Here is a 9639-nt window from a genome sequence, read left to right as displayed (position 1 = left end):
GAAAATGAAGAACAGTGTTTAGAATATGGTCAAATTTATTATGCTCCTTCAAAAGTTTTAAAAAAAGGATATAATTCATCGAATCAAGATATTAATTTGATTAAAATTTTAATTTAGTTGTTTCAAGTTTAACCTCAAAATACCAGGACAAATTTTATGGATTTAGGATTAAAAGATAAAGTTGCTTTAATTACAGGAAGTAGTGCGGGAATTGGGTTTACGATTGCTGAAAAATTAGCAGAAGAAGGCTGTCACTTAATTATTTGCGGTCGCAATTCCCAACGCTTAGAACAAGCGTATCAATCTCTGGCTCAAGCTTATCCTTACCAACAAATTCTCAGTTTATCGGCTGACGTTCATCAAGCTAAGGATTCTGAAATATTAATACAGGAATCTTTAAATCAATATGGCAAAATTGACATTTTAGTCAATAATTCTGAAGGAGCTAACTTTGCTGAAAATTTCATCGAAAATCTCTCCGATGAAGATTGGTTAAACGTTTTTCAAGGAAAATTAATGGGTTATATTCGCTTAACTAATTTAGTGTTACCCCTCATGAAAAACCAAAACTGGGGACGCATTATTAATATTATTGGAACATCAGGAAAAGAGCCATCCCCTCGTCTAGTAAAATCGGGTGTTGTCAATGCAGCTTTAATGAATTTTACCAAATCAGTAGCTAGACAAACTGCCCCCTATAATGTTTTAATTAATAGTATTAATCCAGGTGTTATTGATACCCCTAGACATCGAGAATATTTAGAAATTTATGCCAAAAAAGAAGGAAAAACCCCTGATTTAATTCGAGAAGGAATTATTAAAACAATTCCGATGAATCGGATAGGTACAACTGAAGAATTCGCTAATCTCGTTGTATTTTTAGCTTCAGAATGTGCGAGTTATATAACGGGTATTACTATTCCGATAGATGGAGGTTTATCCTCGTCAGCATTTTAAATTCAATCCTTCAACCTCATCAAAAAGCATCATGAACACACAAACTAAACTTTCAAACCAAGCTCTTAACTATTATCCCATCGCAGATAAACAGTTATTTCCCGTGTATTCCTATATGAATAATAGGATTAATATGTGGAAGACAGAAAGACAATTAAAACAAGAACTTCTCAATCATTCTTCAGTCATCTTTGTTTATCAAATGGGGAAAGTCGGTTCAATGAGTACCTATTTGACCCTGAAAAAAAACCTCAGCGATCAACCGATTTATCATATTCATAATTTGAATTCAGAACATTTCTCAAAAATTTGGGAAACAATGCAACTGGAGAAACATTATCATGCTTTTACCTTTGGGCATTCCTGTATGACCAAATATTTAAGCGAACACATTGAGGAAATTAAAAATCAAAAAAATATTAAAATTATTACTGGAGTCCGAGAACCCATCGCCCGTAATATTTCTTGGTTTTTTCAAATCATTCATTGTCAAGCTGTTTTTCCTGAATTTTTCATTAAATATCAGGAAGGATTAATCACAATGGATGAAATTATTAAAAAATTTTGGTCTCAAAAATTTGTTTATGGAAAGCAGTTTGACTGGTTTGAAGAAGAATTGCAACCAGTTTTCGGCATTGATATCGCTTCCATTGATTTTCCGAAAGAAAAAGGTTATGCGATCGCAAATTTCCCAGACCGAAATATTGACTTATTAGTCTTAAAATTAGAGAAACTCGATTCTTGCTTAAAAGAAGCCCTAGAAACTTTTTTAGGAATTGAAAATTTAGATTGTGAGCGATTTGACCGAGCAGACTTTTTAGAAGCGGATGACTATCTCATCTATGATAATTTAAGAAAGAGTCTGACCTTTAGTGATGAATATTTAGAAGAAATTTATGATCAACCATTAGTGCGTCATTTTTACACGGATGAAGAAATCAACAAATTTAAACACAAATGGTCTAGTCAACGTTAAAGGTAATTGATTCTAAGTTTATCGGGTTTCTTGAATCAACCGTTATTCAAGAAACTCACTCTTGTTTTTATTGAATTTATTTATTAGGAAAAAAACAATGGTAACACCTCAAAAATCCAATCTTAGTAAAAAAGATATTGAATCCATTTATCCCCTTTCTCCCATGCAGCAAGGGATGCTTTTTCATTCTTTATATAATCCAGAATCAAAAACCTATTTATCACAAATTCAAATTACATTACAAGGCAATTTAGATATTAATTATTTCCAAAAAGCTTGGCAAAAAGTTGTTGATCGTCATGGAATTTTACGGACTTGTTTTGCATGGAAAAAAACCAAACAGCCCCTTCAAGTGGTGAGAAAAAATGTAACGTTACCTTGGTTTAATTATGATTGGCGATCGCATTCTCCCGCCGAACAAGAAACTAAATTTCAGGAATTATTAACCTCTGATAAAGAGCAATATTTTGAATTAGATAAAGTCCCCTTACTTCGATGTCATTTAATTCGAGTCGCAGATGAAAAATATGAATTCATTCATACTGGACATCACATTTTATTAGATGGTTGGGCAACAGCAATTCTATTAAAAGAAGTTTTCGAGTTTTACGCTGGACTCATCAACTATCGACCCGTCAATTTACCCACACCTCGCCCTTACCAAGACTATATTAATTGGGTACAACAGCAAGATCAAACTCAAGCCGAACACTTTTGGCGGCAAAATCTTCAAGGCTTTACCTCTCCAACTCCATTAGTTGTTGATAAACCGTTAAATCCTCTTGTTACTCAAAGCAAAAATTATCTTCATCAAAAATTACAACTTTCTCCAGCAATTACCAGTCGTCTGAAATTACTTACCCAAGAATCTCGCCTGACCCTTTCTACCCTAATTCAAGGAGCTTGGGCTTTATTATTACATCATTATAGTAGTGAATCAGACATTGTATTTGGGGCAACCGTTTCGGGACGGCCGCCCAATTTTACAGGGATTGAATTGATGGTTGGAATGTTTTTAAATACCTTACCCGTTCGCATCAAAATTGATCCTCAACTTGAATTATTAACTTGGTTTAAACAATTACAACAAGAGCATTTAGAGCGAGAGCAATATAGTTATAGTTCTTTGATTGATATTCAAAAATGCAGTGAAATTCCGGCTCCTCATTCAGTTTTTGAAAGTTTTGTGGTCTTTGAAAATTTACCGTTTAGCGACAATGATAGTCAGAATTTAGGCGGTTTACAAGTCGGTGAAATGCAAGATTATGGCAATGCTGATTATCCCTTAACGGTCATTGTCAACCCTGGAGAAGCCTTAAGTATTAAAATTATTTATCCTCAAGAACGATTTGAAGATGACACCATTGAACGGATGTTAGGTCATTTTAAAACCTTATTAGAAGGAATCGCCATTAATCCCCATCGTCCGATTCAAGACTTACCTGTATTAACGGAAGCTGAACGTCAATTATTATTAATTGAATGGAATCAAACTGCACCCCAAAATCCTCTAAAACAGTGCGTTCATGAATTATTTGAACAACAAGCCCTCAAAACCCCTTCAGCCATCGCCGTTGTTTTTCAAGAGCAAGAATTAACCTATCAAGAACTCAATGAGTCTGCCAATCAACTGGCTCATTATTTACAAAAAATCGGGGTGAGTTCCCAATCCTTAGTCGGGATTTGTTTAGAACGATCTCTTAATATGGTAATTGCCGTTTTAGCAGTGTTAAAAGTAGGCGGTGTTTGTGTTCCCCTAGACCCAACCTATCCTCAAGAAAGACTTTCTTACATCCTGCAAGACACCCAACTTAAATTCTTATTAACTCAAAAAGAGTGTCAATCCCTGTTAAACAGTGAAACGATTTCTCAACGGATTTTATGCGATGAACAAAGGTTAGAAATTGCTTTAGAACCCAAGACTAATATTAATATCCCAGTGGGTTTAAACGATTTAGTTTATATTATTTATAGTTCCGGTTCTACAGGTGTGCCCAAAGGGATTATGATCCTGCATCAATCCTTAACCAATATTATTGAGCATCATCAGGCGAAAATGTCACCGGAGAGAAATTTCTTACAATTTGCTCCCTTCAATTTCGATGTTAGCTATCACGAAATGTTTGCAGCCTGGTGTTTAGGAGGAACCTTATTTATTGTTCCAGAAGATGCCCGCTTAGACCTTGCTAAATTAAGTCAATTGTTCGCTAACAATCCAATTCATAAAGCAATTTTGCCCGTCACCTTATTACAACAATTAATCGAAACCTATAGCGAGGAAACCCATTTATTTGCTAACTTACGTGAAATTATTTCAGCCGGAGAACAATTACAAATTACCCCAGCGATGATTTCTGCATTCAAGAAACTCGAACATTGTACGCTTTACAATTTTTATGGCCCGACAGAAGCGGATATCGTTACCAGTTATACCTTTGACGCCAATCCTGAGCTTTGGCCGAAGTATATTCCTATTGGTAAACCGGGCGTTAATGTGCAAGTTTATATTTTAAATTCCCATCTTCAACCCGTACCTATTGGAGTTACTGGGGAATTATATGTTGCGGGAGGAGGTTTAGCGCGGGGTTATTTCAACAATTCCCAATTAACCCAAGAAAAATTTATTTCTAATCCCTTTAGCGAGAATTCATTGCTGTATAAAACCGGAGATTTAGCTCGTTATTTACCCAATGGAGACATCGAATATTTGGGGAGAATTGATGATGTTGTGAAAGTTAGAGGTTACAGAATTGAATTAGGGGAAGTAGAAGCGATTTTAAATCAACATCCTAAAATTGCCCAAGCTGTTGCTACAGTTCAGGGAGAAACAGCTAGAGAAAAATATTTAGCCGCTTATTTTATTCCCCGTCTAGGTGAAACCGTAAATATTATCGAATTACGTGATTTCCTTGAAAACTGGCTACCCGATTATATGATTCCCTCTGCTTTTGTTGCGATGGAATCTTTTCAACTCAGCCCGAATGGTAAAGTTAATCGAAAAGTCTTACCAATACCGGATAAAAACCCCTTATCATTAACTCAAAATTATATTGCTCCTCGCACTGCAATTGAAGAAGTGTTAGCGGAAATTTGGGCAGAAATTTTACAAGTTGAACGAGTTGGGATTGAAGACGATTTCTTTGTGTTAGGTGGGCATTCTTTAAAAGCGATTCAACTGATTAGTAAAATCCGTCAAACCTTAGAAATCGAAATTTCTGTGCGTCAACTTTTCAATCACTCTACAATTAGTCAATTAGTTGAAGTTTTGGTTGAATTAGTGGGGAATGAAGGGTTACTGAATGAAATTGCCGTTACGGTTCAAGAAATTTCTAAACTTTCACCGGAAGAAGTTCAAGCTTTATTATCTCAAAGCTGAACCTAAATGAATTAAACTTTCTATAATGGACATTGATTTAAACCCAAGGAAAAAAATGACAAATCATCTCTTTGATTTAACAGGTAAAGTTGCAATTATCACGGGTGCTGCAAGAGGAATTGGTCGGGTATTAGCTCAAGGATTAGCACAAGCTGGAGCTAAGGTGGTAATTGGTGATATTAATCAAGTTGGTGCTGAACAAACGGTTCAACTGATTCAAGAAACCGGAGGCGAAGCTATCGCAATTGAGACCGATGTTCGTCAACGTCAAGCTTGTCAGAATTTAATTAACCAGGCGGTTGCTCATTATGGTCAACTCGATATTATGGTGTGTAATGCAGGAGTTGAAATTCTTAAACCCACTAATGAATTAGAGGAATTTGAATGGGATGAAGTCATTAATGTTGACTTGAAAGGTTATTTTAATTGTGCTCAATTTGCAGCAAAACAAATGATCAAACAAGGTACAGCAGGTTCAATTATTATGAATTCTTCTATCTGTGCTTTCGTTGCTGTTCCCAAATCTTCAGGAGCATATAGCGCAGCAAAAGGAGGTGTCAATCAATTAGTAAAATCCTTAGCCGTAGAATTAGCTAGTCACAAAATTCGAGTCAATGCTTTTGCACCGGGCTATATGAATAATATGATGGAAGGAACAGAAGGTTTACGTTCAACTTCGGATGAAATGGGTGAATTATATACAAGAATACCCATGAAACGCACCGGAGATTTAAAAGAATTAATTGGCCCCGTCGTGTTTTTAGCTTCTGAAGCCTCCTCTTATGTAACCGGAACAATTGTAATGGTTGATGGAGGTTATACGGCTATTTAGCATCAATAATTAAACAATTTTTAGGTTGATTTTTGTTATGAAAACAACCTAAAATTACTCAATAAAATCCTATTAAATCTATTTTAAAAATGACTAATAACTTTCAAGATAAACAAAAATTACTCAAACTATTACTACAAAAAAAAGGAATCGGTTTAAAAACGAATACAATACCGCCTAGAGATCCATCTCAACTGGTACTGCTTTCTTTTTCTCAAGAACGACTTTGGTTTTTATACCAATTGGAAGATCAAGGCTATACCTATAATATGCCGTTTCGCTTTCAAATTGACGGCAATTTGGATATTAATATTTTTAGAAAAGCCTTAGAAACTATTATGCAACGTCATGAAGTGTTGCAGACCTGTTTTCAAGAAGTTGACGAAATTCCTCGACAAATTATTAACCCTAAAATTCAGTTAAATTTGCCCTTAGTGGATTTACAGTCTTTATCTGCGGCGGAACAAACCCAAGAATTAGAACGATTAACTGAACAAGAAATTTATACTCCCTTTAACTTAACCCAAGCTCCCTTAATGCGGACTTTTTTGGTTAAATTAAAAGTGGATTCTTATCTTTTATTTTTGAGTTTACACCATTCTATTTTTGATGGTTGGTCAATGAAAGTTTTACTCCAAGAACTTTCTCGTTTATATCAAGCTTTCCTGAAAGAAGAATCCAATCCTTTACCCGATTTACCCATTCAATATGGTGATTTTGCCATTTGGCAAAGACAACAGTTACAAGGAGATAAACTCACCCAGGAAGTTAATTATTGGAAACAAAAATTAACCGGAATTCCACCGTTATTAGAAATTCCAACTGATCATCCTCGTCCTCCCATACAAACGTTTAAAGGCAATAATTGTACATTTAAACTGACTCCAGAATTAAGCCAACACCTCAAAAATATTAGCCAAACGTCAGCCGCCACCCTGAATATGACGCTGTTAACGGCTTTTAATATTTTACTCTATCGTTATAGCCGTCAAGAAGATATTGTAATTGGAATTCCTAGTGGAAATCGACAATTTCCTGAAATTGAACCCTTAATTGGTTGCTTTATTAATACCTTACCCATTCGCACTCAGTTTAAAGAAAATCTATCGTTTAAAGCTTTATTAAATCAAGTTAAACAAGTCGTTTTAGAAGCTTATGAACATCAAGATTTACCCTTAGAAAAGGTAGTAGAAGCGGTAAATCCTGAACGGAATATGAGTTATAGTCCTTTATTCCAAGTCATGTTTTCTTGGGAAGATATGCTGCACATTGATCATTTTTCAATGGCGGATTTAAAATTAACTCCCGTCACGATGAATGCTTTAATCGCTCAATTTGATTTAACTTTAGCCATGCAAGAAACGGCGGAGGGTTTAGTTGGATCATTTGATTATAATTGTGCGTTGTTTAATCAAGACACAATTGAGCGCATGATTTCCCACTTTAAAACGTTATTAGAAGGAATTGTACTCAATCCTGAACAATCGATTGAATTATTACCGATTTTACCGTTATCAGAACAAAATTTATTAGCGCAATGGAATCAAACTAATATTGCCGAAAATCCAAAGATTTGTATTCATGAATTATTTGAACATCAAGTTTTAAAAACCCCGAATGCGATCGCCATAGAATGGGGAAATGAAAAAATCACCTATCAAGACTTAAATCATCGTGCCAATCAATTAGCTCATTATCTCCAATCAAAGCAAGTTAAACCTGAATCTTTAGTGGGGATTTGTTTAGAACACTCTGTATCTATTATTATCAGTTTATTGGCAATTCTTAAAGCGGGTGCTGCTTATATTGTTCTAGCTCCTAATTATCCCCAAGAGCGTTTAAACTATATCTTAAATGATGCTAAAGTCTCGGTATTAATTACTCAAAATACGTTATTTGATTTATTCCGTTATCATCAAGCGGAAGTCATTTGTCTGGATACTGAAGCCAACTTAATTGCGAGTCAAAATTCAAGCAATTTAGTTAATGCTATTCATCCAAATCATTTAGCTTATATTATTTATACCTCCGGTTCAACGGGTACTCCTAAAGGAGTTATGATTGAACATCAAAGTTTAGTTAATCATAGCTTAGGAATTATTAAAGCCTATGATTTAACCAGTCGTGACCGAATTTTACAATTTGCTTCTTTTACCTTTGATGTAGCGGCGGAAGAAATTTATCCAACCTTTTTAACCGGTGCAACTTTAGTTATGCGTCCTGCATCAATGTTCCCTTCTTTAGCCGATTTTACTCAATTTATTCAGCAAAATTGTTTAACGGTCATTAATCTTCCTGCCACTTATTGGCATGAATGGGTATTAGATTTATCTCAAACTTCAATAACTTTACCTGAAACTTTACGCTTAGTCATTACAGGAAGTGAAGAAGTTTTACCAGAGCGATTAATATTATGGCAAAAAATAGTATTAAATAGTCAACGAGAAGATATCACTTGGTTGAATGCTTATGGCCCTACAGAAGCGACGATAACCACCACCATTTTTCATCCAAATTTGAGTCATAAAATTGATCAAATTCATTCTGTTTCTATTGGTAAACCGATTACAAATACACAGGTTTATATTTGCGATCGCCATCTGCAACAACTCCCCATTGGAATACCTGGAGAACTGTTAATTGGAGGTTTAGGTTTAGCCAAAGGTTATCTTAATCGAGATGATTTAACCCGTGAAAAATTTATTACTCATGCTTTTAATTCATCTGAAAATCAACGTTTTTATAAAACTGGAGATTTAGCTCGTTATTTACCCGATGGAAATATCGAATTTTTAGGGCGAATTGATAATCAAGTTAAAATTCGAGGGTTTCGTATTGAAATTGGCGAAATTGAAGCCGTATTAACTGAATACCCGGATGTCAGAGCAACGGCTGTAATTGTTCGAGAAGATCAAACGAATCATAAACAATTAGTGGCTTATGTTGTCCCCAAATTGCAATCCATTGATCCTGCAAAATTACGGAGTTTTCTGAAACAGAAATTACCCGATTATATGATTCCGGCTTTCTTTGTAGAGCTTCAAGAATTGCCCTTAATGAGTAGTGGAAAAATTGATCGCAACGCTTTACCTGCACCTACCGAAAGTCAGGATAAAAAAACGATTATTGCACCCCGAACAGCTACAGAAAAAATTGTTGCTGAGATTTGGCAAGATGTTTTAGGGTTAAAACAAATTAGTATTTTCGATAATTTCTTTGATTTAGGCGGACATTCTTTAAAAGCCGCTCAAGTGATTTCTCGACTGCGAGAACAATTATCCATTAATATTCCTTTAAACTATCTTTTTTCAGAACCGACGGTAGCAGGATTATCCTCGAATTTAGAATTGAATTTATCTGATAAAATTGAGAGTGAGCAAATCCCAGATTGGCAAGTCGAAATTACCTTAGATACCTCCATTCAACCGCCGAATCTTGTGGCTCCCTTTCCTGAAAAACCTGCTGATATTTTGCTAACAGGAGCTACGGGTTTTCTCG

5 protein-coding genes are annotated in these 9639 nt (G+C 35.1%); all 5 read left to right on the top strand.

The window, feature by feature from the left end:
* Positions 1 to 156 precede the first annotated feature (156 nt).
* Positions 157 to 957: an SDR family oxidoreductase gene (locus ACKPEB_RS18180; RefSeq protein WP_408966377.1), complete on the top strand. Its 801-nt coding sequence runs from the start codon at positions 157 to 159 to the stop codon at positions 955 to 957.
* 31 nt (positions 958 to 988) lie between these two features.
* On the top strand, positions 989 to 1933 hold the full coding sequence (locus ACKPEB_RS18175; protein WP_408966376.1) for a putative capsular polysaccharide synthesis family protein: 945 nt from the start codon (positions 989 to 991) through the stop codon (positions 1931 to 1933).
* Between the two features lie 97 nt (positions 1934 to 2030).
* Positions 2031 to 5309 carry an amino acid adenylation domain-containing protein gene (locus ACKPEB_RS18170; RefSeq protein ID WP_408966375.1) on the top strand — a complete coding sequence of 1093 codons (3279 nt, stop codon included), beginning with the start codon at positions 2031 to 2033 and terminating at the stop codon, positions 5307 to 5309.
* A gap of 55 nt (positions 5310 to 5364) precedes the next feature.
* Positions 5365 to 6141 (top strand): SDR family NAD(P)-dependent oxidoreductase, encoded by a 777-nt coding sequence (locus tag ACKPEB_RS18165; RefSeq protein WP_408966374.1) that lies wholly within the window; start codon positions 5365 to 5367, stop codon positions 6139 to 6141.
* A gap of 89 nt (positions 6142 to 6230) precedes the next feature.
* Positions 6231 to 9639 (top strand): non-ribosomal peptide synthetase (locus ACKPEB_RS18160; protein WP_408966373.1); only part of this gene is annotated, 3409 nt, incomplete at its 3' end.

It is taken from the genome of Planktothrix sp. (assembly GCF_046067725.1).
In the GTDB taxonomy this organism is placed as follows: domain Bacteria; phylum Cyanobacteriota; class Cyanobacteriia; order Cyanobacteriales; family Microcoleaceae; genus Planktothrix.
The sequence above is the reverse complement of the archived record's forward strand: the minus strand, read 5'-3'. Positions and strand labels throughout refer to the sequence as shown.